Consider the following 26,168-nt stretch of genomic DNA (forward strand, 5'->3'; position numbering starts at 1 on the left):
TTGTAGTCGTCGATGTCCTCGAAGACCACGGCGCGGCCGCGATGCTGCATCAGATGCGGTGAGGCGGCGGAGGGTTTCAGGACCGCGCCCTTCGGCGCGAGATTGCCCTTCAGGACCGCGATCCCGCCTTGTGGGGTCAGGGCCTTCTCAAGTGGACGAATAACATCTTCGTTGTAGTTGGTGACGTCCTTGACCTCTTCCCAGATCGGTCTGCCGGAAACCGTGAGCGCGTCCTTGTGAAGCTGCCCGCCTTCACCGAGCCGCTTCAGGACGACAGGCAGGCCGCCGGCGTAGAAGAACTCCTCCATCAAATATTTGCCGGAGGGCATGAGGTTCACGATCGTCGCAACGTCGCGGCCAAGCCTGTCCCAGTCGTCGAGCGTCACATCGATACCGACGCGGCCGGCGAGCGCGAGGAGGTGGATCACCGCATTGGTGGAGCCGCCGATCGCGCCGTTGCAGCGGATGGCGTTTTCGAAGGCCTCGCGCGTCAGGATGTCGGAGGGCTTGAGGTCGTCCTTCACCATCTGGACGATCCGCCGCCCGCTCATCTGCGCCATGGTACGGCGGCGCGCATCGACGGCCGGGATCGCCGCGTTGCCTGAAAGCGCCATCCCCAGCGCCTCCGCCATTGAGGCCATCGTGGAGGCCGTACCCATCGTGTTGCAGGTCCCCGAGGACCGCGACATCGCCTGCTCCGCCTCGAGAAAATCTGCCTCTGACATCTCGCCGGCCTTGATCGCCTCCGACATCTGCCAGAGAGCGGTACCGGAGCCGACGCGTTCACCCCTGAACCAGCCGTTCAGCATCGGGCCGCCGGAGACAACGATCGAGGGCAGATCGGTCGACGCCGCGGCCATCATTAGCGATGGTGTGGTCTTGTCGCAGCCGACGAGAAGAACCGCGCCATCCATCGGCTGGCCTCGCATCGCCTCCTCCACCGCCATGGCGGCGAGGTTCCGAAACATCATCGCGGTGGGTCGGAAGGTGTTTTCCGAGGCCGAGAAGGCAGGCACCTCAACGGGGAAGCCGCCGGCCTCCCAGACGCCTGCCTTCACCTTTTCGGCCAGCTCGCGCAGGTGACCGTTACAAGGTGTGAGGTCCGCCCAAGTGTTGAGGATGCCGATCACCGGGCGGCCGTCGAACAGGTCATGCGGGTGGCCCTGGTTCTTCAGCCAGCCACGATGATAGATCGCGTCGCGCGAGGTGCCGGAATACCATTCCTGCGACCGCAGTCGGCGGGGCAAGGGCGCCGGGGTGAAGGTCTTCGTGGTCATCTCTTCGGTCTCCCTGTTTTCGTTCGGATCAGAGCGCGCGGATCTGCACCGCACGTTCGGGATCGCCCGGCAGCACCGTCAGCGGGTTGCGCAGTGGAAGCCCAAAGGGCGGCGCCGAGATTTCGAAGACGTCCCCCTCTTGTGCAGTGAAACCTTGCGAGAAGGAGAGCGTCGCCGTACCGAACATGTGGATGTGCAGGTCGCCGGGCCGCCGGAAGGGCGCGTACTTGAAGTGGTGGTGTTCGAGATTGGCGATGGAATGGGACATGTGATCCTCGCCGGACAGGAATGGCGCGTCGAAGATTACCTCTCCCCCGCGCAGCACGCGGGAGCGGCCCTCAATGTGCCTTGGCAGGTCGCCCACCAACAGCTCCGGCCCGAAGGCGGCCGGACGGAGCTTCGAATGCGCGAGGTAGAGGTAGTTGATCCGCTCGGTCACATGGTCGGAGAACTCGTTGGCGAGCGAGAAGCCGATCCGCCAAGGCTGACCGTTCGGCGCGATCAGGTAATGCCCGGCGATCTCCGGCTCCTCTCCGCCGTCGAGCGCGAAGGCGGGCGAGGCGAGGGTCGCACCGGGGGCCACGGCCTCGGTCCCCGGGCCCTTGTAGAACCACTCTGGCTGCGCACCTGCCTGCCCCGGGACCGGCCGGCCACGCTCAAGTCCGATCCGGAACATCTTGAGAGAGTCCGAGGCCTCGGCCGCCTGTGCCGCATGCATCGCGTCGCGCGCCGAGGCAGAGCCGGTATGGGTGAGCCCGGTGCCGGTCAGATACATCCGCGCGGGTTCCGGATGACGCAGCGGCACGTCGAGCCGGTTCGAGGCCGCGAGCGCTGCGAGGTCCATTTTCTCGCCGCCCTCGGGCAGGATCTCAGCGAGCGGCATTGCACGGCGCACCGCCTCCTCTGCCAGCTCGAAGATGGTGGTGGGTCCGGGCAGCAGGCGCGCAGCCTCGCCCTGGCGGCAGATCACTCCGCCGCCGACCAGTTGTGAAAGATGCATCTCTTAGCCCCGTTTCTGCTTGGCGTAGACGTCGAAGATCACCGCCCCAGATGCGGTACGGGGCCATTGACCGTCGCCAGAAAGGTCATGGCGATTCCGGATACCGAGCATTGGGTCATCCCTTTTTGCTGCCCTAAGCTTGCAGGGCAACGACGTGACAGCCGTAGCCCGGCAGGACAGTCGATCCCTCCCCTCTAAGGTCACTCACCAGCACTTTGCCGTCCGGTATCGACCGAATTATCCGCTCCTCTGCGGAAGTATTAAGGACGAACAAAAGGCGGTTAGTTTCGTTCTCTCGCACCGACACCTCGACCCCCTCCGGCAGATCTTGGATCAAGGGTGTCACGCCGGCGGGACGAAGGATCTGCGCCTCAAAAGCTTCGGCCAATTGGTCGGTCAGATAGGTGCCGATGTAGAAAACCCGCCCCTTGCCAATTGATCTGACGCTGATCGCTGGTTCACTTTCAAGAAAGCGGTTCGACCATGTGCCGACCGCTTCGGCGCCGTCCAGAAGCCTCAAACGCTCGTACATATTGGCCGCGGTGTACTCGGTATTCCCGAACAAGAGCGTGTATTTTCGGGTACTTGACTCCGTAGGTGCCGGGCTCTTCCGACCATTGAGCCCGTAGTCACGAGTGTGGGGAAACAGACCGTCACCGTTGATGGGCGCAAGGCGCCCAAACTCTTCAACCGTGACGCCGGCAAGGTCGGAGAGCGACTTGCCCGGGGCCGGGTCCCGAATGACATGGTTGTCGGCATTGCGCGAACCGGTCCGGGCGGACAGGACCAGAGTCCCGCCGGACCGAACCCACTCTTCAACCCTGCCCGTCCATTCATCTTTCCAGATCAGCCAGTGAGGAACGTAGAAAACCTTTATCGGCGTCAGATCGTCCTCGGGATGGATGAACCCGGCAGCGATGCCCTTTCGGTAGCAATGCGCATATAGGACCAGCGCATCCTCGTGCGGGCTCGGCAGCCCCATCGGATAGGTCGGGTGTACCTCCTGATTGTCGAAGTCGCCTCCGGCGATGCCAACATCCATACGAACATGGGATCCGAGCAAATCTTGCTTGATCGACTTGATCTCGGTGGCAAACTGCATCGCCTCCTCGTAACGACGACGAGGGTGATCATCGTGATCGAGGAGACCCATCCAGTAAATTTCGGCTCCGAAATGGGCTGGCCGCCAACGGAAGAACATTAAGCCGTCGGCGCCCCTGGACACCGACGAAAAGGCCATTCGCCGCATTTCACCCGGCTCCGGGGTCAGGGTCGAAAAGGGCGGCTGCGACCCCATGCCCGACATCTGCTCCGGTACGATAAAGTTGCCAGAATGCCCTCGAGCCGTATCGAGCTGCTGAGCCTGCAGGAGTCCGGGGCCGCCCAGACGCTGCATCTCGTCGTGTAGGAGGGGGTAAAAATCGTACCCCATGAAATCGAGCTCGCGCGTGAAAGGGCCACGGAAGTCGATGTCCACCATCTTTCCGATGTTGTGGAAAATGAACCAGTCAGGGTTCACGGCGCGCAGTATCTCGATCTGATCGCTCTGGAACCGGGCCGTCGCCCAAGCAAGGAACCGGTGGTAGTCGAGAACATGCCCCGGGCTGTTGGAAACAGGCGCCATATCGAAGGGCAACACAACCTGATCGAAGTTCTGGTAGGCTCCAGCCCAGAAATCGCCTCCCCAGGCATGGTTCAGCGCTTCGATCTGTCCGTATTTCTGCTCAAGGAAAATCTGGAATTCGCGACGCGTCGCCTCAGAATAACTGAGCGAAGTTGAAGTGTTCAGTTCATTGTCCGTCTGCCAGCCGACAACATTGGGATTGCTGGCAAAGTGCTCCGCCATGGCACGGGTAATGCGGCGGCTATGCATCCGGTAGACAGGGCTGCAAGTGTCGGCGTGTTGACGCGATCCATGGCTGGCCGGACGACCGTTCACGTCGACCCGCAGGACCTCAGGATAGTGATAGGTTAACCACCGAGGCGGCGTCGCCGTCGGCGTGCAGAGCATCGTCGAGATGCCATGTTTTCCAAGAACCTCGATCGCTCGATCGAAAAGCGAAAAGTCGTATTGGCCTTCACGCGGCTCCATGATGTGCCAGGCAAATTCCGCCATCCGGGTCACGTTGAAACCCGCTGCGGCCATGCGCTCGGCGTCGCGCTCGAGATATGACTCGTCGACATGCTCAGGATAATGCGGCGCACCGAGGAGAAACGTGTCGGTTTCGATGGGGCGCCAGACCGAGATAGGCCGCTGGGAACGCTTGAAATGCATGGAGGAAACTCCGGTCATCTTGATTATTTTCTCGCGGAAAGGGTGCGGTCGCCCGAACCGCCGAACAGGTAGACATCCTTGGCGTCAAACCGCAGTTGGACCTCATCGCCGCCAGCAAGGCGTCGGACCTCGGACAGATGGACGGTCACATCGGTGGTGCCAGTGTCGGACCCGGTGCAAACCAAGGGATTGGCATCTGCATAAAGGATCGTCTCCTTGCCAAGGTATTCGACAAGCCTGACCCGCGCACGGACCTCGCTGCCTTCCCCACCGATACTGATCGCTTCGGGGCGAACGCCTACTGTCAGGATGTCACCGGGCTTGACGGAAGCGTCGGGCGCGAGCCGGCCAGTGATCGTCCCTGCGCCCGGTAAATCCACTGCAGCCTCATTGTTTGTTACCTTGCTTGCCGTCCCTTTGAAGAAGTTCATACGGGGGGCGCCGAGGAAGCCCGCGACGAAGAGGTTGCAAGGGTTGACGTAAAGTTCCTGGGGCGTGCCAACTTGCTCGATCGCGCCCTGATTGAGCACGACGATACGATCAGACATCGTCATCGCTTCGGTCTGATCGTGGGTGACATAGACCATCGTTGCCCCAAGCCGCGTGTGAAGTGTCGAAAGCTCGACCCGCATTTGCGTCCTGAGAGCAGCATCGAGGTTGGAAAGAGGTTCGTCGAAGAGAAATACCGCGGGTGACCGGGTGATAGCTCGACCAATCGCAACCCGCTGCCTTTGCCCGCCCGAAAGTTGCCTGGGCAGCTTCCCGAGTTGATCCTCAAGCCTAAGGATCTGAGCCGCTCTGCGAACCGCTGCGTCGATCTCCGCCTTTGGGCGTCGGAGCATCTTGAGGCCGAAGCCCATGTTCTCTGCCACGGTCATGTGCGGGTAGAGAGCGTAAGACTGGAACACCATCGCGATGTTTCGGTCTCCGGGTTCCAAGTTCGTGACGTCACGACCATCGATCGAAATGCGACCTGAGTGGATCGGCTCAAGACCCGCTATCGTCTTCAGGAGCGTGGACTTGCCACAGCCGGACGGACCGACCATGACAATGAACTCACCCTTCTCGACACTGAGGTTGATGCCCTTCAGAGCGTCATAACCGCCATAGGTTTTGTGGATCTGCTGAAGTTCAAGGCTGGGCATAGGGAATTCCGTTCATATAGCGTCAGCCCTTCACCGCGCCCATTGTCAGGCCCGCGACGAAATGGCGTTGCATGAAGTAAAAGAGAGCGACCGGAGGGATCGCCACGACAATCGTTGCCGCGGAGAGAATGTTCCAGGCGGAGTAGTATTGGCCCCTCAACTGGGCCAGGCCTGCGGTTACCGGTTTTGCGGTGTCTGATACCGTCAGCACGACGGCCCAGAAATAGTCGTTCCAGACGAATGTGAAAATCAGGATTGCCAGCGCCGCGAGAGCTGGGCGAACGAGCGGCAACACGACATGCCGGAGGACCTGCGTCGGCGATGCACCCTCTGCACGAGCGGCCTCGAACAATTCCGATGGGAGTGCCGCAATAAAATTGCGCATGAACAGAGTGGCAAATCCGGTTTGGAATGCCGTGTGGAAGATGATCAGCGCGAAGATGCTGTCATACACCCCGAGAGCAACCATGAGATTGCGAACTGGAATCATCATGATCTGCGCCGGCAGAAAGTTCCCGCCAATGAAGATCGCGAAGACCAGCATGTTGCCCCTGAACCGATAACGAGACAGGACGAAACCGGCGAGCGTTGACAAGATCAGCACCATGATGACCGATGGCACCGTCATCAGGATACTGTTGAGGTAGAAACCGGCCATCGGAGTCTGGGTAAACACGTCCGTGTAGTTGGCGATCAACCCGATGCTTGTGGGAACTCCCCAGAAGTTGCCGGCGGCAATGTCGCTCGCCGTGCGCACTGACGTCAGCATGATGGCGAACATGGGGGCGAGCCAGATAATCAGTATGCCCCATACAATGGCCATATACGCAAACCGGCGGCCTCGGGCATCTTCCTGTATAGGACGCGGATACATCTACGCCTCCCTTTCTGCTTTGATGAGGCGGCTGATGTACCAGACGATGAAAAACAGCATGATGATAAACAAAACCGCTGCGATCGCGGCGCCATAGCCGAACCGGTAAGAGAAGATCGACTCTCGATACATGTCATAGGCCAGCACCGACGAGGATCCGAATGGGCCCCCTTGGGTCATAACCGAAACAAGGTCGAAGGACCGGAGAGCACCAATTGCGGTGATCGCAATCGCGATAAACGTAACTTCCTTCAATTGTGGAAGGATCACGTGAACCAGCATCCGCCATCCCCGAGCGCCATCGACCCGACCGGCTCCGATCAAGTCTTCACTCAGACTGTTCAGCCCGGCGAGATAAAGGATCATACAGAACGCGATCTGTGGCCAAAGAGCGGCCCCGACGACCGCAAAGGTAACAGCATTCGGGTCCGAGAGCACCGCCGGAGCAGCGGCACCGAAGGCGCCGTAAACCAAAGAGAGCAGCCCGAATTGCGGCGTATACACCCATGTAAACACCACGCCGACAGCCACTGAGGCGAGCACAAGCGGCGTGAAGAACAGGGATTTTGCAAAGCGCATTCCGGCGATCTTCTGGTTTACGAGAAGCGCGATCCCGAGCCCAATCGGAGGCGCCAGCATGAACAAGACCAGCCAGATGACATTGTTCGTCAAAGAGACGTAGAACTGTGGATCCTGGAACAACTCGACATAGTTGCCCAGCCCCACCCATTTCATCGGTCCCATTCCATCCCAGCTGTGGAGCGATATCCACAGGGTCTGGACCGAGGACCAGACGATTACCACACCGAACAGCACTGCGGCGGGCAAGATGAAGATGACCGGCCAGAGCCAGCTGCGATTTCGTCGCCAGAAGTCTGTCATGGGAAACCAAGGTATCAGAAATCGGGCGACGCGCGGGGAGAGACGCGTCGCCCTGCCATCAGACGATGTGCTCAGATATTGCCGAACACACGCTGCCGCGTTACCTCAAGACGCTTGAGGATGGCTTCCCGCCGATCCGGGAACGCCATGAACTCTTGGAACCCTTTGAGGCCCGCTTGAGCCATCGCCGGGTCGGTGTCGCGATCATAATACTGCGCCGTACCCTTGACCGAACGAAGGCTGTCCATCGCCTGGTTGATCAGAGGGTTGTTGCCTTTGGGTATGTCATTCCGCGGCGGAACAGCACCGGCAGGTCCAATGAACTTCATGAGGTTCTTAGGTTCATAGAAGTAGGCAAGGAACTCCTTACCCCCATCCGGATTCTTGGCCTTGGACGGAACATGGATTGAGTCAGTAGAGAAGTCCTCGTAGCGCGGGATATCCGCAATCTTCGGGAAGGGCGCATAGGTGAGATAGTCTTTGTCAGCCGCCGGCAAGGCGCTGTTCACGAAAGCGCCAAGGTTCATCATCGCAGCCTTGTGCTGACCAAGCAGTGCTGCCGCATCCTGCCACCCGTAAGATGTCGCATCTTTGAGGAAGAATCCGGCCTTAATCAGTTCCTCCCAATGATCGAAGATCGGCTTCAGGACCGGATCAGTGTATTTGATCTTCCCGTCCATAAGCGCCATGTGCTTCTCAAGGCCGATCGTCCGAAGGCTGAACTGGTCGAACATACCGGCTGCGGGCCAAAGCTCCTTGGTCCCGATGGTCATGGGAACAAGTCCCATGCCCTTTACCTTGTCGTTGAAGGCGAACGTCTCGTCCCAAGTCGTGGGTGGGGTAAGCCCCTTCTCCTTGAAAACGTTTGAAAGGTAGAAGTTACCCCAGAGCGTCCCGTTCAGCGGAAGACCCCAGACCTTGCCCTGGTAAGTGACCGCTGAGATGACCCCACCGAGAACGTCGCGGTAACCCTCCTTGTCAACGAAAGCGGTAAGGTCCGTGAAAAGGCCATGCTTGACAAAGGCCTTCATCCGGTTGCCCGAGAACCAGAAACATACGTCCGGCGCATCCGTAACCAGGAAGTTCCGAATGGCGGTCTTGTACGCCTCGTGGTCGGTGAAGCTGAGCTCGACCTTCGTTCCGCTGGCTGCGGTAAAGCCCTTTACGATATCCTTCAGTCCCGCGCGCACGCCGGCCTCGGGCTGGTTCGCGAAGATCTTGATCTTGCGCCCTTGAGCCAGGGCTGGAGTACCGAGCCCCGTGGCAGCAAGGGCTGCCGTGCCGGCGCCGTATTTGATGAAAGTACGCCGGGAAACCCCAGCCTTGTTTGACTGCATCTCACTCCTCCCGAATCGTGGACTTGCGCCCAGAACAGGTGAAGCCTACGTCTTGGCAGATCAGAAAATCAATGGTTAATTTACCTAACTAACAATCGAGGATCACATGAGCGTGAAAGGCTACCAAGGCACGGCACGCGCTATGAACCGGCGCTCAGTTCTGCATTTGCTGCGGACGGAAGCCGGTCTGAGCCGCGCGGATCTTGCCGAGCGGACTGGACTAAGCCGCGCCTCGATCACGGCCGTTGTCGGCGATTTGATAGATGAGGGCCTGATTTGCGAAGGCGAGGCCAACATTGGTGCACCGGGCCGGCGCCCTGTCCCGCTCGAAATCCGATACAGGTCGCGTCTTGCAGTCGGTATTCGCGTTACATCGGATCATCTCGAGTGTGTTCTGACGGACCTCTCAACGGAAGTCATTGAAGCAATCCACGAGCCTCTCACCAGTTCGGATCCTACCGGAGTTGTCGACGCAGCGGAACGTGCACTCGCACGCCTGACCCCCTTGGCCGAGTCCGTTGGATCAAAGATTACCGGAGTTGGAGTAGGCTTTCCTGGTTCGTTTAACATCGAAACAGGCGAGGTCATACGATCGTTTCGGCTCAACTGGCACAACGTCCCGCTGGCGCAACTCTTGGCCGACCGGATCAATCTGCCTGTTTGGATCGATGACGATACACTTGCGTTCGCCCTAAATCAGCAACTCTTCGGGGCCGGCAAGACCCACCGTACCGTTGGTGTTCTCGCCATCGGAGAGGGGATCTCGTGCGGTTCTATTATCGATGGTCGGGTCCGCAGAGGCGCCCATGGGTTGGCGGGTAAGATCGGGCACCTTCAGATCGACCCGAACGGCCCGGTTTGCGAGTGCGGACGCAGGGGATGCCTACAGGCGTTCTATTCCCTCTCAAGTCTGCAAACCCAATGGGAAAACATCAGCCCTGATGCCAGTCACCTGAGCCTGTCCTTGGCGGCGGCAAAAAATCATCCAGATGCTGTTAGCCTTCTCAGAGATGCTGGCGAAAAGGTCGGACATGAAATGGCGATGTATTGCCGTTTCCTTGACCCCTCGATTCTGATCGTTGGAGGTGAGGCTGCTTTGCTCGGTCCAGCGCTGCTTGACCCTCTTCGTGAGATCATTCGGCTTCACGGTCACATGGATAGATGCGACGTCGTCGTCGACTGGGAAGAACGATCCTGGGCCCGCGGCGCCGCGGCGCTTGCAACCCAGAAGCTATTTGACTTCGAAGCTGTGCAAGGCGCCGTCCTGGCAGGAGCTCCCGACTCCTTCGAATTCTCTGAGTGATGGCACACTGCGTTTGTGACGAATGCCTAAACTATCTGAATGAAGCTTTCTGGGTGCCACTCGTGCCCAATAGCCTACCTCAGCCTCTGTTCTTTGCTGTCGAAGAGTCTTAAATCGCTCGGATCAGCAGTGATCCTTATGACCTCGCCTTGCTGGGGCACCCGCCCGCGATGCGCTTCGACGGTGCATGCCGCGCCGGCGCCGATCTCGCCGTAGAGGTAGGAGACCCCACCGAGGTATTCCGTGAACCTGACGGTAAACGGGACCCCCGGCTCGTCGTCTCGCGCCTCGCGCAGATGCTCGGGCCTTGCACCAAGTGTGACCAAAGTATTCTCGGCAAGTGCATTTTGCAGTTTCGGGCCTGGCAGGCGATGAGGACCGATGTGAAGTTCGCCCGCTTGACCTGTCGTCGCGCTCAGGAAATTCATGCGAGGGGAACCAATGAAGCCGGCTACAAATACATTGTCTGGATCATTGTAGAGATCACTGGGTGCACCAATCTGTTCGATCCGGCCAGCTCGCAGGACCACAATCTTGTCGGCGAGGGTCATTGCCTCTACCTGGTCGTGAGTCACATAGATCATCGTATTGCCGAGCTCCTGATGAAGCTTCGCAATTTCGATGCGCATATCGACCCGGAGCTCGGCATCCAGGTTCGAGAGCGGTTCGTCGAAAAGAAAGACATCCGGGTCACGAACGATCGCGCGTCCGATTGCCACCCGCTGACGCTGCCCGCCGGACAATTGACCTGGACGGCGATCCAGATAGGGTCTCAGCTTCAGAACGTCCGAGGCGGCCTCGACCTTGCGCGTGATCTCGGCCTTTGGGCGTTTTGCGACCTTCAGTCCGAAACTCATGTTCTCAGCCACGGACATGTGCGGGTAGAGGGCATAGCTTTGGAACACCATTGCTACGCCGCGATTAGACGGGGTGGCGAAGGTGACATCGCGGCCAGAAATTTGAATCTTGCCGCTGGTCGACTCCTCAAGCCCCGCGATCACACGCAGTAGCGTGGATTTTCCGCAGCCCGATGGCCCGACGAAGACGACGAACTCGCCGCCATCGATCTCGAGATTGATGTCGTGAAGAACATCAACCGCGCCAAAAGACTTCCGGACATTGGTAAGCCTCAACCCGGCCATCCGGTGAAAGGTCTCGAAGGTATCCACCTGTGTCATCAGTTCTGGTCCTTTCGATCCGTGCCGGCTTCGCGCGGCACACAGCTTCCCAGTGGCGCGGACAAAAGTGCACGCCGGAATTACAATTATTCTTTTGATTCAGCCCTTTACGGCGCCGTTGGCGAGGCCCTCTACAAGGTAGCGCTGGAGGTACACGAACCCGATCGCTACAGGTAGAACGGCAAGTACAGAGGCGGCCGACAGCGATGCCCAGTCGGTCTGGTGGGTACCTTTGAAGATCATGATGCCCGGGGTCAGCGTCCGTCGCGCGTCGTTATTGATAAGCACGTAACCGAACATGAATTCGTTCCAGGCTGCGATGAAGGCAAAGACGGCGGTCGCCAATATGCCCGGCGCGGATAATGGAACAAGAATGCGGAAGATGAACTTTAGCCGCGAGCATCCGTCGACGGTTGCTGCCTCTTCCAGCTCCCGCGGCACTCCGTCGAAGAAGCCCTTCAGCAGGAAAGTGACTAAGGGAACCATGAAGGTGCAATAAACGATGATCAGCGCGCTGTAAGTACTGAGCAGCCCGAGATTGCGCATGAGCACATAGAGCGGCACCAGAAGCAGCACCCCGGGGATCATTTGCGATAGGACCAGTGCAGTGCCCACCACCTTGGTAATCGGCAAATACGTCCAGCGGCTGAGCGCATAACTGGCGAAGATGCCGAGGATCACGGTCAAGATCGTCGAGGCGGTCGCCACGATAATGCTGTTGCGGAAATAGACGGCAAACTGACTGTCGAAGAGCACATGGCGGAAGTTCGCAAGCGTCGGGGCCTTGATCACGAATGTCGGGGTCACACTCATCACCTCGACCTGGGGCTTCAAGGCGGTGTCGAGCATCCACAGAAACGGAAAAAGGCAGAAGATCGCGAAGGCAATCAAAACCCCATAGGTGATCGTGGCGGAGACAATACGGGCTTTGCGGGTGACAACCATCTTGGTGCTCTCCCCTTTTGCGCATTGCGTAGAAGTAGACGATGAAGGCTGTGGCGAGGAGCGACATCGCCATCGAGGCAAGAGCACAGGCTTGCCCGACATCGAAGTCTTGCATCGCGTATTTATAGATCATGATGGGCAGGTCTTTCTTTCGTGGCTCGACGGAACGGTATTGCGCCTTCCTGATCCATGCCAGCAGCGTGATACCTTATCAGCCGCAGCCGGATGACTTCGGTAGCCGCTTATGCGACCTTCTACGATTATTATTACTCGCCGCCGAAAGCGCTGACGGAAAAACTTCGAGTAGCCAGAGACCTTTACCCGGACCCGCTCGGTCTGGGCGAGATCGAGAAGCGCGGTGAAGCCGGGCTGAGCGAGGCCAGCGTCGGGGGAGGGCCGGCCACAATGGTCGATCAGCACCCGGACCGGGATCGATCTGATCCAGGGTGCAAACATGCTGATCTGGTCTCCCTCGCCTGCAGGTTCACAGCCTTCTTCTTGTTCTTTCCATTCTGATCTCTGATCTCCACACAGAGACCGACATCCTTCTGACAACGTCTTGGAGCGCGCATCCAGCATTTGCCGCAGTGGGACACCACCGTTGTAACCTATTGATTTCCATTGCCCCTTATCCGTCAGGTCGTGGGACACCTCAACCTTTGTTTCCTTGGGGCTTTGGACGCTTCTGGGATCCCCCTACGGGCTGCCACTTCCAAACGGAAGCTACTGGTTAGCATTAAGCTTTACCCTCTTATGGTCCAACGCCGTAGAATCGTTGGAAAGGACTGAGAGCTTGGCGAAACCGCCATCTGCCAACTGAGCCCGGTTTGCTCTTTGGCTTGGGGTAGGAAGCAGGCACTTCGATGCAATAATCTAGGCAACGGCGGACCGCACATTTCTTACCGCACAAGCCATCGCCGCATCTGAGCAATTTCCTCGGGAGTCACACCGCGTCGCACTTGGCACCGTACTCACCCAATTCCGAGGCATCCCGGAACGACGCGAGACATGTGCCAATTGGGAAACAATCGCCAACTATCCGCATAGTTGTCTGAATTTCGCCACTTGGGAACGCTCTTTCTGGACCTCTATAGCCGTACCCGGACCGCGCCACGGCCAGCCAGGCAGATAGGGGGAAGTGCTCGACAGATGAAGCTCATCATTCAGATCCCGTGCCACAATGAAGAAGCACAGCTTCCCGCGACGCTCGCTGATCTACCACGCGAAGTCGAGGGTTTCGACAAGGTCGAGTGGCTGATCATCGACGATGGCTCCACCGATCGAACGGTCGATGTCGCCCGGGCGGCTGGCGTCGACCATGTCGTCCGGCTTGGCCATAATCAGGGGCTGGCGACCGCTTTCATGCGCGGGCTCGAGGCCTGCCTGAAACTTGGCGCCGATGTCATCGTCAACACCGACGGCGACAACCAGTACCGCGCCCAAGGAATCCCCGCGCTGACGCGGCCAATCCTGCAGGATGGTGTCCAGATCGTGGTGGGCGCACGGCCGATTTCGACCATCGCACACTTCTCGCTTCCTAAGCGAATTCTTCAGAAGCTTGGAAGTTGGGTCGTTCGGCTGGCCAGCGGCACCGATGTGATTGACGCGCCGAGTGGCTTCCGCGCAATCCACCGGGATGCCGCCATGAAGCTCTACGTCTTCAATTCTCACACCTATACCCTTGAGACGATCATTCAGGCGGGCCGGCAGGGAATCCCCATCACCTCTGTTCCGATCGAGGTCAATCCGCCCACGAGGGAGTCCCGGTTGATCCGTTCGATCCGGCAATATGTGACGCGTTCTGCCGTCACGGTGTTGCGGATTCTTGTGCTGTACAAGCCCTTGAAGTCTTTTGCCCTAATGGCCTTCGTACTGGCGCTGCCTGGGCTGTTGGCGGTGCTGCGGTTCGCGCTCTTCTACCTGGCCGGGAATGGCGAAGGAAAGATCCAGTCGTTGGTCATCGGCAGCGGGCTGATTGCCGCCGCAGCAGTAGTCTTCGTCGGCGGTTTGTTGGCGGATCTAATCGCCGCAAACAGGGTTCTATTGGCCGAAATACGTGCCCGCCAGATAACCGCAGAGATCGAGCGAGCGCGCGGCGCATGAATGAGTTTGCCGAACGCCATGGTACGCGGCTTCTGCTGGCACTTGGCGCGCTGATCCTGGCGGCTGTGCCGTTCGTTTCGACCGGCCCCTTCAGCATCGATGAAGTGATCTATGCCCTTGGCGCCAAGACGTTGGCGACCACCGGCCATTTGGGCATCGCCAACGGCTATGACATGTTCCATGCCGAAGCGCTCAGGCTGTGGCTGTTGAGTGCGGGTCCGGATGGACTGGTCCCGCAATATCCGGTTGGCTCTGCTTTGGCCGGAGCGCCGCTCTATGCGGTTTTTGGGATTCGAGGGCTGATCGGTCTGAATGCAGCGGGCATTGTCGGCACGCTGTTCGTCACTCGGGCGCTGGCGCGGAAGCTCTATTCCGACGAGGGAACTTCACTTCTGGCGCCGATCCTGCTGCTCTTCGGGACCTACACGTTGGAATACGCCTACGGCATCTGGCCACACGGCGTGACTGTCTTCTGTACGGTGACGGCACTTTGGCTTGCGCTCCGGGCTCTCGATGCGACCGGGCGAGCTGGCGCTCTCGATGCCTTCGCCTCCGGGCTTTCGGTGGGAATAGGCTTTCTGTTTCGCCTAGACAGCATATTGATACTGCCGGTGATTGGCGCCAGCGTCATTCTGCTCGGCCGGCGGCCGAAGCTGACGTTGGCCTGGGGTTTGGCCGGGATGCTGCCCGGCCTGGCAGTTGCTTCGGCTGCAAACATTGTCAAGTTCGGCTCACCAAACCCTCTGTCCTATGGTCCGACGCAGGGCGGAGACACGAATGTTGCGAAATACATCGGCCTTGGGACGGCGCTCGTCATTGCTTTACTTCTGCTGATCATTCTGCGCCGTTTCCATAAGACCATCATGCGCCATCACCTTACGTTGGCCGCACTCGCTGCCGCCGCGGTGGCTTTGACGTTCTTCGTTGTTCCTTCCTTCCGACATTGGATAGAGGAGATTGCCCGCGGATTTTATGTGCTGGTCCTCGATATCCGACCGGTGCATGACCCACGGCTCGGCGTAGTCCGGGCGCCGGACGGGACGGTATCCTTTTGGGGACTCTACAAAAAGGCGTTGGGCCAAAGCCTTCCATGGTTGGGCATTCTCGTTGCCCTCGGCGCTAGGCGGCACTCCAAATGCGAGTGGCGCGCCCATATCATCCTGCTTGCTGCCGCCATCCTTTGGATGCTGCCCTTCTTGCCGACGGAATGGCATGGCGGGCTTGGCAGCAATATGCGGTATTTCTTGCCCGTTTTGCCTATGTTGTCAGTGCTGGCAGCACGGCTCTGGTTTGGTGTACTGGATGGAACCAGCCTGAAAGCCCGCGAAATACGGGGTTGGGTCCTGATCGGGGCGGCTCTGGTATTGAGTTGGTCCTACGCCCTGCCATCCGGGCTTGGCGGGGCCGAGCAGATTCTGACTAGCTATGGCCTTGTTGGGATGACGGTTCTGGCGGCGACGACCTATCTACCGCAATCGTGGCGCACCGCGGCACTTGCTCGGGTCCTCGGCCAACGCGGCTTCCTCATCGCCGTGGGGATGTCTGTCGTCCTGGGACCAGTTCTCGACTTGGCTCTATCGCAGTCCCGCCGCGCGATGGCGGCCCGATCTGAAAGGCAAGTTCTGGCGCTTCCCACCCCGTCAATTGTGTTCGCGCCACCCGAAATCACCGCGGACCTGATCGGAAGACCGGGATATCTGGCTGCAGTTCCGGATCAAATTACGGACCGGGTTAACGCCAAGCTGGTAGTCCGCGCGCTCGAAAACGGCTACAGGGTCTTTGTCGCTCGTTGGCTCGTTGCCGACCTGCTCGCCTCCCACAGCGGATTGCGGGCTGCGACGCCGGAAAACCAAACCACTTCCTTGCCGGTGACCGAAATTGTTCTGGCGGCTGGTCGCTGAGGGGTGCGAGCGTCCGAGATCGGCGCTATCTCGGTGCTCTTGCGGACCTCGAGGTAGGACAGGAAGCTACTCCCGGTTCCGAGTTTCGAACGATGCTGGCTACCGAATGTCGCGCGACCGGTCCCGGCACCCGTTCCGCAGGGCGCCCGATCGCCGTTGCGCTCGCAGCGCCCTGCCTGTCGACCGGCGCGGAACCGTGCCCCTCGATCGGCCTCCCCAAGGGGGTTCTGACACCGACAATGGGGTCGCCACTGTAAATGCATTTTGGCCCACATATCATCTTCGCGGCAGCACCGTGCCAAGTTGCAATCCGCGAATCCGATTGCCCCCCTGAACAAAAAGGTCAAACGCCGCGCCTACGTCGCCCGCATGCTTTGCTACGGACAAGCGCCAACGTGGGGCTGGGCCCCTTGCACCCCCCTTCGTAAAGGGCCTTCAAGAAGGTCGTTTTTCTTGTGGTCCCCCCGTCTCCTAACCCATTGACCTCAGGGACTCGGCCTCATCCCCTCCATGGTCAACCTCACTTCTTGTCCTATTGGCCTTCGCGCCCCTTCAAGGACTCCCCTACGGGCTGCCAGCGCGTGTCCCCAAAATCCGGGCGTCTCCGCGGATCGTAAGTTGGCGACATGGCCGCTTTCGTACCTCGAATCCCCCTTGCACCCGTCGGCGTCTCCGCCCAGGGTCCCCGGCAAGGAGACCTGCCATGACCGACTTCGCCAAGACCAAGAGCCTCTTCCACCTGCCCGAGGGCGTCATCTATCTCGACGGGAACTCCCTCGGCCCGCTGCCGAAGTCCGTGCCCGCCCGGCTGGCCGCCACCGCAACCGACGAATGGGGCGAGATGCTGATCACCGGCTGGAACCGCGCCGGCTGGATGGAGATGCCGCGGAAGGTCGGCGACCGGATCGCCCGGCTGATCGGGGCGGAACCCGGCAGCGTGGTGATGGGCGACACGCTTTCGATAAAGGTCTACCAGGCGCTCGCCTCTGCGCTTGAGATGAACCCCGACCGCCGGGTGATCCTCTCGGACACCGGCAATTTCCCCTCCGACCTCTATATCGCCGACGGGCTCGTTCGCAGCCTCGGCCGCGGCTACGAGTTGCGCACCGTCACGCCTGAGGACGTGGAGGCCGCGATCGACGAGAGCGTGGCCGTGACGCTGATCACCGAGGTCGACTACCGCACCGGCCGCAAGCACGACATGAAGAAGCTGACCGCCAAGGCCCATGCGGCCGGCGCGCTGACGGTCTGGGACCTCGCGCATTCAGCGGGCGCCCTGCCTGTCCACCTTGCCGATTGCGGGGCCGATTTCGCCGTCGGCTGCACTTACAAATACCTCAACTCCGGCCCCGGCGGCCCGGCCTTCATCTATGTCGCCCCGCGCCATGCCGAAGCCGCCCGCCCGGCCCTTTCCGGCTGGCTCGGGCATGAGTCGCCCTTCGCCTTCGACCTCGACTACCGGCCCGGCCGGGGGATCGAGCGGATGCGCGTCGGCACGCCGCCGATCCTGCAGCTCGCTGCGCTCGATGCGGCGATGGATGTCTGGGACCTGACGACGATGGAAGAGGTCCGCGCCCGCTCCATCGAGCTGACCGAGCATTTCATAGCCAGGGTCGAGGCCACCTGCCCCAGCCTGACGCTGGCCTCGCCCCGCGATCCCGAGGGGCGCGGCAGCCAGGTCAGCTTCCGCCACCCGGAGGGCTACGCGATCATGCAGGCGCTGATCGCCCGCGGCGTGATCGGCGACTTCCGCGCGCCCGATACGCTGCGCTTCGGCTTCACGCCGCTCTACATCGGCCTCGAGGAGGTCAATGGCGCGGTCGAGATCCTGGCAGAGATCATGGGCAAGGCGCTCTGGGACAGGCCGGAATACAAGGTGAAGGCGCGGGTGACCTGAGGGGCCTCGCCTCACCCTGCTCTCCTCCGCCCGCTATCCGGCCTCGACCGCCTGCCCCGCCCACTCGTCCACCAGCCGCGCCAGGACCGGCCAGTCGGTGTATTCCCGATCCTCGTGGTGATGCACCTCCTGCCCCTTCTGGGCGGCGATCCAGCGCATCGCCCAGGCGCGGAAGAAATCGTATTGGGTGAAACGGAACGCCCCGGCCACATGGGCGACCCGCCCCGGGGCCCAGCCGGTGGCGGCGCGAAAGGCGGCCACGCAGTCTTCCAGCCCCTTCCAGTCCTCCGCATCCGTCCCCGCCGCGGCGAGCGAGACCGACAGGAAAAGCGTAGGCATGGCCGCGAGTTCCTTGGCCGAGGCGCGGGCGAAGTCCACCAGCGCCTCCTGGTACTTCCCGATATGGACGGACCCCGCGAGGATCGCTGCGTCGAAACGGGACAGCGCCAGGCCTTCGGCATCCTCGACGCGCATCAGCTCCACGAAATGGCCGGCATCTGCCAGCCGGTCGGCACAGAAACGGGCGATCTTGCGGGTCTGGCCCTCAGTGCTGGCATAGGCGATGAGAAGTTTCACGGATCCCTCCATGGTGGCTTGCGTCGCCATCAGGATCGGTCCGTTTCGCCGCGCCCGCCTTGCGCTCTCGCAAAGCGTGGTCAGGCGGTCTTCCGGTGTGGTTCCGCCGCGCCGGCCGCCCAGGCGCGCACGGCGTCCCCGAAAGCCTGGAACAGCGGGCGGGAGACGGGATCCTCCCCCGCGCGGTATTCCGGGTGCCATTGCACCGAAAGCGTGAAGCCCGGCGCGTCGCGGACATATATCGCCTCGGGCGTGCCGTCCTCGGCCAGCCCGTCGACCACGATCCGCCCGCCGGCGCGCTTGATGCCCTGACCGTGGAGCGTGTTGGTCATCACGCTTTCCGCCCCGAAGAGCCGCGCGAAGGGACCCCCGGCCGTGAAGCTGACGCGGTGGCGCAGGGCGAATTTCTCTTCCAGCGTACCATCGGGCGGCATGCGATGGTTCATCCGGCCCGGAAGTTCGCGGATCTCGGGATAGAGCGTACCGCCCATCGCGACGTTCACCTCCTGGAAGCCGCGGCAGACGCCCAGGAAAGGCTGCCCCCGCTCGACGCAGGCGCGGATCAGCGGCAGGGTGATGGCATCGCGGCAGCGGTCGAAGGCGCCATGGGCCTCGGTTGCCTCCTCGCCGTATTCCTCGGGGTGGACGTTGGGGCGGCCGCCGGTCAGCAGGAACCCGTCGCAGGCCTCCATCAGATCCTCGATCGAGACGAAGCTCGGATCGGCCGGGATGATCAGCGGCACGCAATCCGAAACCTCGGCCACCGCCTCGGTGTTCATCCGGCCGCCGGCGTGGACCCTGTAGGTCTCGTTCAGGACGGTCGGGTTGCCAATGATGCCGACGACAGGCCGCGCCATTCCAGTTTCCCCGATTTCAACGTGTTACCCCGAAGATAGGCCGCAAGCGATGTGCGGTCGAGGGGGCAGCCGCGCGCAGGCGCTGTGCAGGTGGGCCCTGTCGCAAACTTGTGCATGGAATGGCGCGCGCCCGCACGGGGTGCGCATCCCTTGGGCACGTGTTCGGCCAAAGAAAGGACCGCGCGGGTTGCCCCGCGCGGCCCGATTCATCCTTCGCGACGGTCTTACGCCGCGCGCGAGGTCAGCGCGGAATCCACCGTCTTCTGCGCTTTCATCTCGTCGACGCCGGAAACTGCCGCCACTTCGCGGGTCAGCCGCTCCAGCGCCGCTTCGTACAGCTGACGCTCGGAATAGGACTGCTCGCGCTGATCGTCCGAGCGGTGCAGGTCGCGCACCACCTCGGCGATCGACAGCAGGTCACCGGAGTTGATCTTCTGTTCGTATTCCTGCGCCCGGCGCGACCACATCGCACGCTTCACGCGGGCCTTGCCCTTGAGCGTGTCGAGGGCCTTGGTCACCACATCGGGCGACGAGAGCGACCGCATCCCCACTTCGGTCGCCTTGTGCGTCGGAACGCGCAGTGTCATCTTGTCCTTCTCGAAGGAGATCACAAAGAGTTCCAGGCGCAGCCCGGCGATCTCCTGCTCCTCGATCGACATGATCCGTCCCACGCCATGCGCGGGATAGACCACGAAGTCATTGGGGCGGAATTCGGCTTTCTTGGTCTTGGTCATTCGGCGCTTCCTCGCAGAGACCCCGGTCACCAGCGACAAAAAAATCACCCCGGGATGCAGCTTTCCCGGTGGAGAAACCTCATTTGGCGCTGATAAATCCGTCGCGCGAGAGCGCCGCGCTCCGGATGATGGGCAGGCTTCAAGTTCTTTATGACGGTTATATAGCACAAAATAACGTCGAATCAAAGTGGCGCCGCCGCATGACTCGTCGGACTGCCCACCCGACAGCCACATTTTCACGGGAATGTGAGCCTTCCCGCCGCATAGTTTGTACCCCGGCCTGCCCGATCAGGGTTGACCTCGCGGAAACCGATTCTCAGCCGCCCTCGCCCGGCGCCTCGGAGAAATACTTGGAAAGCTTGTCGGGCTCTCCGTCTCGCTCCGTCGCCTCCGGCAGCGGATCCTTCTTGGTGACGATCACCGGCCAGAGATCGGCGTACTTGCGGTTGAGCTCGACCCATTTCTCCATGTCGGGCTCAGTATCCGGGCGGATCGCGTCGGCCGGGCATTCCGGCTCGCAAACCCCGCAGTCGATGCATTCGTCGGGGTGGATAACCAGCATGTTATCGCCCTCGTAGAAGCAATCCACCGGGCACACTTCGACGCAGTCGGTGTATTTGCAAGCGATGCAATTATCGATCACGACATAGGTCATGCGGGCGTCCCTTACCTTTTCGCGGATGGAACTAGACCAGTGGCCCGTATCATTCAAGCGGGACGGCGGCGAAACCTGCCGCGGCGCAGCGAGCTAGTCGCCCGCGCCCCCTTCCCCAGCCCCGCCCTCCGGCGCAAGATCCTCGTAAAGCGCCTGGGCCTCGGGCGCAGGACCGCGCCTGAGGCCGGTGGCCAGAAGCCGGACCACGCGCACGCGTCCGCCCTGCACGAAGGTCAGCGTATCGCCCGGCGTCACCACATGCGCGGGCTTGACCACCCGCACGGAATTCAACCGCACGGCGCCATCCTGCACCGCCCGCGCCGCGATGCCCCGGGTCTTGAAGAACCGCGCCTGCCACAGCCACTTGTCGAGCCGGATGGTCTCGCGCGGGGCCGGGGCGTCGTGCAATTCAGCTGCGGTCCTTCAGCGCCGCCAGGACGGCGAAGGGATTGTCCGGGTCGATCGTCGCCTCGCGCCGGGGCGGGCGGGATTCGAACTGCTTCGGCCGGTCGTCGCGGCGCGGCTTGCCCTTCGCGCCCCGATCGCCCTTGTCACCGCCGCCCTTCTTGCCGCGCGGCCGGTCCTGCTGACCCTCGCCGCCGTTGCGCGCCTTGCGCGGGCCGCGCCCGGCGTTGTCACCCTCTCCGCCCTGCGCGCCGCGGCGCGGGCCGCGCCGCTCGTTGCTCCGGCGCGGGGCCCAGGTGAAGGTGTAGAAGGTCTCGATCTCCACCGGCTCCGACTCTGCCACCGCTTCGGCCTCTGCAGCAGGTTCAGCCTCTGTCGCCGGCTCGGCCTCGGGGACCGGTTCCGCTTCGGGCACGGCCGCCGATTCGGCTTGCTCCGCGTTCGGGGCGGTGTCCGCAGCTTCCGGGGCCGCGGCCACTTCGGTCCCGGCGGCCTCCGGCGCGGCGTCGACCGGCGCGGCCTCGGCCTGCACCTCCGCTTCGGGCCGAGCCTTCGGGCGCTCGCCCTTCTCGGCCTTGTAGCCCAGCCCGCTCATCAGGTCGGCGAACTGGTCGAGCGTCATGCCGGTGATCGACAGCATGTCCGGCGTCGCTTCGAATCCGCCGCGGCTGTCCTTGGCGCGCAGCAGGTCCGCCAGACGCTCCAGCATGTCGATGCGGATCGCGCGCGCCCCGGCCGGGCGGTAGCCCGAAAGGATGTAATGCTCGCGCGGCACCTCGGGCAGGTTGGGGATCGTCACCAGACCCGGCGGCGGGCTGGCGGGAAAATCGTCAAGCCCCTCGGCCAGCGACCACAGGACGAGCCTGAGCCGCGTCGGCGCGGGCTTCAGCAGCGCCGGAAGGAAGATGGTGAACTGGCCGAAACGCAGCCCGTGCTTCCTCAGCGCCGCCCGCGCCTCCTGGTCGAGCGTCTTGACCTCCTCGGCCACGCCCTCGCGCGGCAGGATGCCGAGCGCCTCGACCATGCGGAAGGCGAACCCGCGGGCAAGGCCGGTCAGCGCCTCGTCCCGGCTCATCGCGAGCAGCGGCTCGAACAGGGTCGATACCTTGCGGTCGACGAAATGCTGCAGCCTGCGGCGCACCTTCTCGGCAACATCGGGGCCGGCTTCCTCGTCGACGAAGGCCTCGACCCGCGGCTTCATCGGCTCGGCGCCCTTCACCAGCTTGCCGACGGCAGTGTTGCCCCACATGAGCCCGCCCTGTTCGGTATAGTCGAACTCGGTATCAGGGGCGTTGTAGAAACGGTCCGCGCGCAGCGAGAATTCCGGCTGCAGCGCCTGGACGGCCGCCTGGCGCAGCGTGCGCGCCTCTTCCGGGCTCGCGGAAGCGTCCTGGTGGAACCGGAACCCTTCCAGGCGGCCGGTGAACTCACCCTCGACGCTCACCTCACCCTTGTCGTTCACCTCGGCCACGAGGGTCTCCTTCTGCTTCAACCGGCGCATCAACACGGACGTACGCCGATCGACGAATCTTTTGGTCAGAACTGCGTGAAGCGCATCCGACAGGCGGTCTTCTACCGCGCGAGTCTCGGCGCGCCAATGACTTTCATCACAAACCCAGCCGCGCCGCTGGGCGACATAGGTCCATGTGCGGATATATGCCAAGCGCCGCGAAATCGCGTCGATATCGCCATCGGTCCGGTCGATCCGGGCAATAGCCTTCGCCAACCAGTCGTCCGGCACCTGCCCGCCCTGGTGCAGGAAGCCGAAGATCCGTGCCAGAAGTGTCGCGTGCTCGGTCTCCGATGCGCCGCGAAAATCCGGGATGCAGCAGACATCCCAGAGAAGCCGCAGGTCGCGTGCATCGCGGATCCGGTCGGCCACCTCCGGCATCGCGCTGAGCGCCTTCAGCGCCACCAGGTCGTCCCCGTCCCGAACCCGGGTCAGCCAGGGCTCCGAAGTGTAGCGCTCCAGCGAGGCGATCAGCCGGTCGGGAGATCCGAAGTCGAGATCCTCGTTGCGCCAGTGCAGCTTCTTCACTGGATCGAAGCGATGCGCCTCGATGGCCGAGATGACCTCGTCACCCAAGGGTCGCGCCTCGCCGGTGACGCCGAAGGTGCCGTCGCGCAGGTGCCGCCCGGCGCGGCCCGCGATCTGGGCCAGCTCCTGCGGGAAGAGCCCACGCACCCGGTGGCCATCGAACTTGGAAAGCGCCGAGAAGGCGACATGGTGGATGTCGAGGTTCAGCCCCATCCCGATGGCGTCGGTGGCCACGAGGTAATCCACGTCCCCGTTCTGGTAGAGCGCGACCTGCGCATTCCGCGTGCGGGGGGAGAGCGCGCCCATCACCACCGCGCAGCCGCCCTTCTGGCGGCGGATCAGCTCTGCGATGGCATAGACGTTCTCCACCGAGAATCCGACGATGGCCGAGCGCGGCGGCATTCGGGAAAGCTTCTTGGAGCCGGTATAGGAGAGGTCCGAGAACCGTTCCTTGCTCGCGAAGGTGACGCCCGGCACCATCGCCGCGATCGCGGGGCGCATGGCGTCGGAGCCGAGGAACATCGTCTCCTTCAGCCCGCGCGCGTTCAGAAGGCGGCTGGTGAAGACATGACCGCGGTCGGCATCCGCGCAAAGCTGGATCTCGTCCACGGCCAGGAAATCCGCGCCAATGTCGATCGGCATCGCCTCGGTGGTGCAGACCCAGTACTGGGTGCGCTCCGGGACGATCCGCTCCTCGCCCGTTACCAGCGCCACGACGGAAGGGCCGCGCGCGGCGACGATGCGGTCATAGACCTCGCGCGCCAGAAGCCGGAGCGGCAGACCGATCACGCCGGTCCGATGCGCCAGCATCCGAGTGATCGCGTCATGGGTCTTGCCCGTGTTCGTGGGCCCGAGGACCGCGGTGACCCGCGCCTGCTGCAGCATGATCCGCCCCGACTCAGAGTTCCTGCCCGGCCGCTTTTTCCTGAAGCTGCCGGATCTCGTCCTGCACAGATTTCAGATGCGGGTGAATGGCAATGGCCATCTTGAACGCCGCCAGCGCGTCCCTGGGCGCGTTCATCGTCTCGAAGATCCGCCCGAGCCCGGCCAGAGCCCTGAAATCATTGGGATTCAACGTCAGCGCCTTGCCGATATCCTTGACCGCCGGGCCGAAAAGGCCAAGCTGGAAATACGCCTCCGCCCGGGCGTTGTAGGCGTCCTCGAAGTCGGGGGCATGGTCGATCAGCGCCGTCAGGTGGTCTACGGCGGTGGCATAATCGCCCTTGTCCATCGCCGTCTGCGCCCGCTCCAGCAGCAGATCCATCGCCGGAGAGCCGGAATTGGACCATTCGCGCAGCAGGTCCGCCTCCGCCTTCCGCCAGGTCGCGGTGTCGGGGGATTTCAGATCCTTGAGCTGCTGGGCCTGCTCCGCCGCCCCCTGCTGGCCCGCGGCATAGGCGGGCGCCGCCAGAAGCCAGCCGGCGAAAAGTGCCGTGACGGCATGATTGAGATATCCGGCGCGAGCACCCATAACAGGATCGAATGTAACCTTCGCCACGGGAAATGCGAGTGCTCCCGCGGTCAATTTCGGAGAAGACCGATGAGCGATGTGATCGACGCGGCGGTGTCCGCCCTACGGGCCCGGCTGAGCGGCGGCTTCGACGGGGTGGCCAAGTTCGTCGTCACCGGCGAGGGCGCGCTGATCATCGACGCCTCCGGCGTGCGCGCCGGCGACGATGAGGCCGACGTGACGCTGACCGCTGATGCCGAGACCTTCAAGGCGATCCTCGACGGCGACCTGAACCCGACCATGGCCTTCATGTCGGGCAAGCTCGCCGTGGATGGCAGCATGGGCCTGGCCATGCAGCTCGGCTCGGCGCTGAGCTGATGGAGGCGGCGCCTCTTCACGCCGCCCTGGCCGACGGACCGCCCGGCGGCGCGGCCTACTGGCTGACCACGGCCGACAGGGTGCGCATCCGCATCGGCGTCTGGCCGGAGGGGGAGAAGGGCACCGTCCTGCTCTTCCCCGGCCGCACCGAATATGTCGAGAAATACGGCCGCGCGGCCGTGGATTTCCGCGCCCGCGGCTATGCAACGGTGGTCATCGACTGGCGCGGACAGGGCCTTGCCGACAGGTCGCTGAAAGACCGAAACGTCGGCCATGTCGACCACTTCTCCGATTTCCAGAAGGATGTCGCCGCGGTGCTGGCGGCGGCCGGAACGCTCGGCCTGCCCCGCCCGTTCTTCCTCGTCAGCCATTCCATGGGCGGCGCCATCGCGCTGCGCTCGCTGATCGAGGGGCTGCCGGTCGCCGCCGCGGTCTTCTCCGCCCCGATGTGGGGCCTCCTTCTCGCGCCCGCAACGCGCCCGGTCGCCTGGGTTCTGGCGAAGGCGAGCCGCACCCTCGGCTTCTCGCACCGCTACGCGCCGAGCACCGGTCCCGTCACCTATGTCGCCTCCGCGCCCCATGCAGACAACGTCCTGACCACAGACGAGCCGATGTGGGACTACATGAAGGCCCAGGTCACCGGCGCGCCAGACCTCGCCCTCGGCGGCCCCAGCCTGAACTGGCTGCACGAGGCGCTGGACGAATGCCGCCGCCTGCGCGCCCTGCCCTCGCCCGCCGTGCCCACGCTCACCGCGCTCGGCTCGAACGAGCGGGTGGTCGATGCCGCGCCGATCCACGAGCGCATGGCCCGCTGGCCCGGCGGCCGGCTGGAGGTCGTGCCCGGCGCCGAGCACGAGATCATGATGGAGCGCCCCGAGACCCGCGACCGCTTCTTCGACGACTGCGCGGCGCTGTTCGAGGCAAACACCGGGGCCTGACCGCCCCTGCGCGGAAAGGG

The 26,168-nt window shown here is 62.4% G+C and carries 23 protein-coding genes; 6 read left to right on the forward strand and 17 right to left on the reverse strand.

Annotation, left to right across the window (positions count from 1 at the left end):
- The 7 genes from EIP85_RS07060 to EIP85_RS07090 form a co-directional block, all read right to left on the reverse strand.
- Positions 1-1,277: dihydroxy-acid dehydratase (locus EIP85_RS07060; protein ID WP_127901474.1), on the reverse strand; the 1,277-nt coding region annotated here is incomplete at its 3' end.
- A 28-nt stretch (positions 1,278-1,305) separates the two neighbouring features.
- The gene (araD1, locus tag EIP85_RS07065) at positions 1,306-2,277 is read right to left on the reverse strand and encodes an AraD1 family protein (RefSeq protein WP_127901475.1); all 972 of its coding nucleotides are present in this window, start codon (positions 2,275-2,277) and stop codon (positions 1,306-1,308) included.
- 133 nt (positions 2,278-2,410) lie between these two features.
- A complete protein-coding gene (locus EIP85_RS07070) occupies positions 2,411-4,552 on the reverse strand; it encodes a beta-galactosidase (RefSeq protein ID WP_127901476.1) in 2,142 nt (713 codons plus the stop codon).
- A 23-nt stretch (positions 4,553-4,575) separates the two neighbouring features.
- A complete protein-coding gene (locus tag EIP85_RS07075) occupies positions 4,576-5,697 on the reverse strand; it encodes an ABC transporter ATP-binding protein (protein WP_127901477.1) in 1,122 nt (373 codons plus the stop codon).
- Between the two features lie 22 nt (positions 5,698-5,719).
- Entirely contained in the window at positions 5,720-6,571 is an 852-nt protein-coding gene (locus EIP85_RS07080) for a carbohydrate ABC transporter permease (RefSeq protein ID WP_127901478.1), read from the reverse strand.
- Positions 6,572-7,453 carry a carbohydrate ABC transporter permease gene (locus EIP85_RS07085; RefSeq protein WP_127901479.1) on the reverse strand — a complete coding sequence of 294 codons (882 nt, stop codon included), beginning with the start codon at positions 7,451-7,453 and terminating at the stop codon, positions 6,572-6,574.
- Between the two features lie 71 nt (positions 7,454-7,524).
- Positions 7,525-8,790, reverse strand: coding sequence for an ABC transporter substrate-binding protein (locus tag EIP85_RS07090; RefSeq protein WP_127901480.1), 1,266 nt, complete (start codon positions 8,788-8,790; stop codon positions 7,525-7,527).
- Positions 8,791-8,896: 106 nt separating this feature from the next.
- Between EIP85_RS07090 and EIP85_RS07095 the strand changes: the two genes are divergently transcribed.
- Positions 8,897-10,093: an ROK family transcriptional regulator gene (locus EIP85_RS07095; protein WP_127901481.1), complete on the forward strand. Its 1,197-nt coding sequence runs from the start codon at positions 8,897-8,899 to the stop codon at positions 10,091-10,093.
- A 74-nt stretch (positions 10,094-10,167) separates the two neighbouring features.
- Here EIP85_RS07095 and EIP85_RS07100 read toward each other — a convergent pair whose 3' ends face one another.
- The 3 genes from EIP85_RS07100 to EIP85_RS23435 form a co-directional block, all read right to left on the reverse strand.
- On the reverse strand, positions 10,168-11,235 hold the full coding sequence (locus EIP85_RS07100; RefSeq protein ID WP_127901628.1) for an ABC transporter ATP-binding protein: 1,068 nt from the start codon (positions 11,233-11,235) through the stop codon (positions 10,168-10,170).
- Positions 11,236-11,370: 135 nt separating this feature from the next.
- Positions 11,371-12,216 (reverse strand): carbohydrate ABC transporter permease, encoded by an 846-nt coding sequence (locus EIP85_RS07105; RefSeq protein WP_127901482.1) that lies wholly within the window; start codon positions 12,214-12,216, stop codon positions 11,371-11,373.
- Between the two features lie 129 nt (positions 12,217-12,345).
- Entirely contained in the window at positions 12,346-12,795 is a 450-nt protein-coding gene (locus tag EIP85_RS23435) for an amidohydrolase family protein (protein ID WP_422067207.1), read from the reverse strand.
- Positions 12,796-13,365: 570 nt separating this feature from the next.
- Here EIP85_RS23435 and EIP85_RS07115 point away from each other — a divergent pair.
- The 3 genes from EIP85_RS07115 (at position 13,366) to kynU (ending at position 18,117) form a co-directional block, all read left to right on the forward strand.
- Positions 13,366-14,319: a glycosyltransferase family 2 protein gene (locus tag EIP85_RS07115; protein WP_127901483.1), complete on the forward strand. Its 954-nt coding sequence runs from the start codon at positions 13,366-13,368 to the stop codon at positions 14,317-14,319.
- Entirely contained in the window at positions 14,316-16,220 is a 1,905-nt protein-coding gene (locus EIP85_RS07120) for an ArnT family glycosyltransferase (RefSeq protein ID WP_127901484.1), read from the forward strand. Before EIP85_RS07115 ends, EIP85_RS07120 begins: the two co-directional genes overlap by 4 nt.
- Positions 16,221-16,923: 703 nt before the next feature.
- The gene (gene kynU / locus EIP85_RS07130) at positions 16,924-18,117 is read left to right on the forward strand and encodes a kynureninase (protein ID WP_127901485.1); all 1,194 of its coding nucleotides are present in this window, start codon (positions 16,924-16,926) and stop codon (positions 18,115-18,117) included.
- 33 nt (positions 18,118-18,150) lie between these two features.
- On the opposite strand, the gene EIP85_RS07135 is transcribed toward kynU, so the two are convergent.
- From EIP85_RS07135 to EIP85_RS07165, 7 genes are all read right to left on the reverse strand, one after another.
- Positions 18,151-18,693 (reverse strand): flavodoxin domain-containing protein, encoded by a 543-nt coding sequence (locus EIP85_RS07135; RefSeq protein WP_127901486.1) that lies wholly within the window; start codon positions 18,691-18,693, stop codon positions 18,151-18,153.
- 80 nt (positions 18,694-18,773) lie between these two features.
- Positions 18,774-19,550, reverse strand: a complete 777-nt coding sequence (locus EIP85_RS07140) for a gamma-glutamyl-gamma-aminobutyrate hydrolase family protein (protein ID WP_127901487.1) — start codon at positions 19,548-19,550, stop codon at positions 18,774-18,776.
- Positions 19,551-19,774: 224 nt separating this feature from the next.
- Positions 19,775-20,284 carry a CarD family transcriptional regulator gene (locus EIP85_RS07145; RefSeq protein ID WP_127901488.1) on the reverse strand — a complete coding sequence of 170 codons (510 nt, stop codon included), beginning with the start codon at positions 20,282-20,284 and terminating at the stop codon, positions 19,775-19,777.
- Positions 20,285-20,600: 316 nt separating this feature from the next.
- Positions 20,601-20,939 carry a ferredoxin FdxA gene (gene fdxA, locus EIP85_RS07150; RefSeq protein WP_127901489.1) on the reverse strand — a complete coding sequence of 113 codons (339 nt, stop codon included), beginning with the start codon at positions 20,937-20,939 and terminating at the stop codon, positions 20,601-20,603.
- Between the two features lie 93 nt (positions 20,940-21,032).
- Entirely contained in the window at positions 21,033-21,347 is a 315-nt protein-coding gene (locus tag EIP85_RS07155; protein ID WP_127901490.1) for an RNA-binding S4 domain-containing protein, read from the reverse strand.
- A gap of 1 nt (position 21,348) precedes the next feature.
- On the reverse strand, positions 21,349-24,267 hold the full coding sequence (locus EIP85_RS07160) for a helicase-related protein (RefSeq protein WP_127901491.1): 2,919 nt from the start codon (positions 24,265-24,267) through the stop codon (positions 21,349-21,351).
- Between the two features lie 13 nt (positions 24,268-24,280).
- Complete coding sequence (locus EIP85_RS07165; RefSeq protein WP_241559916.1) at positions 24,281-24,880, reverse strand: tetratricopeptide repeat protein; 600 nt, start codon at positions 24,878-24,880, stop codon at positions 24,281-24,283.
- A 42-nt stretch (positions 24,881-24,922) separates the two neighbouring features.
- Here EIP85_RS07165 and EIP85_RS07170 point away from each other — a divergent pair, with 42 nt between their 5' ends.
- Complete coding sequence (locus EIP85_RS07170; protein ID WP_127901493.1) at positions 24,923-25,210, forward strand: SCP2 sterol-binding domain-containing protein; 288 nt, start codon at positions 24,923-24,925, stop codon at positions 25,208-25,210.
- Complete coding sequence (locus EIP85_RS07175) at positions 25,210-26,148, forward strand: alpha/beta fold hydrolase (RefSeq protein ID WP_127901494.1); 939 nt, start codon at positions 25,210-25,212, stop codon at positions 26,146-26,148. The genes EIP85_RS07170 and EIP85_RS07175 overlap by 1 nt, the downstream gene beginning before the upstream one ends.
- Positions 26,149-26,168 lie beyond the last annotated feature (20 nt).

Origin of the sequence: Solirhodobacter olei (genome assembly GCF_004010155.1) — a bacterium.
GTDB lineage: Bacteria > Pseudomonadota > Alphaproteobacteria > Rhodobacterales > Rhodobacteraceae > Solirhodobacter > Solirhodobacter olei.

Excerpts from the sequence above, each read along its gene's own strand:
- araD1 (WP_127901475.1), bottom strand. The coding sequence starts at position 2,277 with ATGCATCTTTCACAACTGGTCGGCGGCGGAGTGATCTGCCGCCAGGGC.
- EIP85_RS07070 (WP_127901476.1), bottom strand. The coding sequence starts at position 4,552 with ATGCATTTCAAGCGTTCCCAGCGGCCTATCTCGGTCTGGCGCCCCATC.
- EIP85_RS07075 (WP_127901477.1), bottom strand. The coding sequence starts at position 5,697 with ATGCCCAGCCTTGAACTTCAGCAGATCCACAAAACCTATGGCGGTTAT.
- EIP85_RS07080 (WP_127901478.1), bottom strand. The coding sequence starts at position 6,571 with ATGTATCCGCGTCCTATACAGGAAGATGCCCGAGGCCGCCGGTTTGCG.
- EIP85_RS07085 (WP_127901479.1), bottom strand. The coding sequence starts at position 7,453 with ATGACAGACTTCTGGCGACGAAATCGCAGCTGGCTCTGGCCGGTCATC.
- EIP85_RS07090 (WP_127901480.1), bottom strand. The coding sequence starts at position 8,790 with ATGCAGTCAAACAAGGCTGGGGTTTCCCGGCGTACTTTCATCAAATAC.
- EIP85_RS07095 (WP_127901481.1), top strand. The coding sequence starts at position 8,897 with ATGAGCGTGAAAGGCTACCAAGGCACGGCACGCGCTATGAACCGGCGC.
- EIP85_RS07100 (WP_127901628.1), bottom strand. The coding sequence starts at position 11,235 with ATGGCCGGGTTGAGGCTTACCAATGTCCGGAAGTCTTTTGGCGCGGTT.
- EIP85_RS07105 (WP_127901482.1), bottom strand. The coding sequence starts at position 12,216 with ATGGTTGTCACCCGCAAAGCCCGTATTGTCTCCGCCACGATCACCTAT.
- EIP85_RS23435 (WP_422067207.1), bottom strand. The coding sequence starts at position 12,795 with ATGCTGGATGCGCGCTCCAAGACGTTGTCAGAAGGATGTCGGTCTCTG.
- EIP85_RS07115 (WP_127901483.1), top strand. The coding sequence starts at position 13,366 with ATGAAGCTCATCATTCAGATCCCGTGCCACAATGAAGAAGCACAGCTT.
- EIP85_RS07120 (WP_127901484.1), top strand. The coding sequence starts at position 14,316 with ATGAATGAGTTTGCCGAACGCCATGGTACGCGGCTTCTGCTGGCACTT.
- kynU (WP_127901485.1), top strand. The coding sequence starts at position 16,924 with ATGACCGACTTCGCCAAGACCAAGAGCCTCTTCCACCTGCCCGAGGGC.
- EIP85_RS07140 (WP_127901487.1), bottom strand. The coding sequence starts at position 19,550 with ATGGCGCGGCCTGTCGTCGGCATCATTGGCAACCCGACCGTCCTGAAC.
- EIP85_RS07145 (WP_127901488.1), bottom strand. The coding sequence starts at position 20,284 with ATGACCAAGACCAAGAAAGCCGAATTCCGCCCCAATGACTTCGTGGTC.
- fdxA (WP_127901489.1), bottom strand. The coding sequence starts at position 20,939 with ATGACCTATGTCGTGATCGATAATTGCATCGCTTGCAAATACACCGAC.
- EIP85_RS07160 (WP_127901491.1), bottom strand. The coding sequence starts at position 24,267 with ATGCTGCAGCAGGCGCGGGTCACCGCGGTCCTCGGGCCCACGAACACG.
- EIP85_RS07170 (WP_127901493.1), top strand. The coding sequence starts at position 24,923 with ATGAGCGATGTGATCGACGCGGCGGTGTCCGCCCTACGGGCCCGGCTG.
- EIP85_RS07175 (WP_127901494.1), top strand. The coding sequence starts at position 25,210 with ATGGAGGCGGCGCCTCTTCACGCCGCCCTGGCCGACGGACCGCCCGGC.